The organism is Microbispora siamensis, from assembly GCF_016863095.1.
Classification (GTDB): Bacteria; Actinomycetota; Actinomycetes; order Streptosporangiales; family Streptosporangiaceae; genus Microbispora; species Microbispora siamensis.
Genome location: NZ_BOOF01000124.1, coordinates 1 through 1,027, shown reverse-complemented (window position 1 = coordinate 1,027; position 1,027 = coordinate 1). Strand labels below are relative to the sequence as shown.

Sequence of the window (1,027 nt, the reverse complement as noted above, 5' to 3'; positions counted from 1 at the left end):
GGGCGGCGATCCACCCGAGATGTGTCTCCAGCACCTGGCCGACGTTCATCCGGCCGGGCACGCCCAGCGGGTTGAGGACGATGTCGACCGGCGTGCCGTCCTCCAGGAACGGCATGTCCTCCACCGGCAGGATCTTGGAGATGACGCCCTTGTTGCCGTGACGGCCGGCGAGCTTGTCCCCATCGGTGATCTTGCGCTTCTGCGCAACATACACGCGGACCAGCTCGTTGACACCCGGAGGAAGCTCGTCGCCCTCCTCCCGGCTGAACACGCGAACGCCGATGACCTTGCCCGACTCACCGTGCGGCACCTTCAGCGAGGTGTCACGGACCTCACGCGCCTTCTCACCGAAGATCGCCCGCAGCAGCCGCTCTTCGGGCGTCAGCTCCGTCTCACCCTTCGGCGTGACCTTGCCGACCAGGATGTCCCCGGTCACCACCTCGGCGCCGATCCGGATGATGCCCCGCTCGTCCAGGTCGGCCAGAGCGTCCTCGGAGGCGTTCGGGATGTCCCGGGTGATCTCCTCAGGCCCCAGCTTGGTGTCGCGGGCGTCGACCTCGTGCTCCTCGATGTGAATCGACGACAGCACGTCGTCCTGCACCAGACGCTGGGACAGGATGATCGCGTCCTCGTAGTTGTGACCCTCCCACGGCATGAACGCCACCAGCAGGTTCTTGCCCAGCGCCATCTCACCGTTGTCGGTGCACGGACCGTCGGCGACGACCTGACCCTGCTCGACCCGGTCGCCCTCGGCCACGATCGGCTTCTGGTTGAAGCAGGTGCCCTGGTTGGACCGCTTGAACTTCGCCACCCGGTACGTCGTCCGCGTGCCGTCGTCGTTCATCACGGTGATGTAGTCGGCCGAGACCTCCTCCACCACACCGGCCTTCTCGGCCGTGATCACATCACCGGCGTCGGTCGCGGCACGGTACTCCATGCCGGTCCCGACCAGCGGCGCCTCGCTCTTCAGCAAAGGCACCGACTGACGCTGCATGTTCGAACCCATCAGCGCACGGTTGGCGTCGTC

1 pseudogene is annotated in these 1,027 nt (G+C 66.4%); it reads right to left on the bottom strand.

Annotated features, from left to right (window positions below):
* A pseudogene (locus tag Msi02_RS42750) lies at positions 1-1,027 on the bottom strand (DNA-directed RNA polymerase subunit beta); the annotation flags it as partial.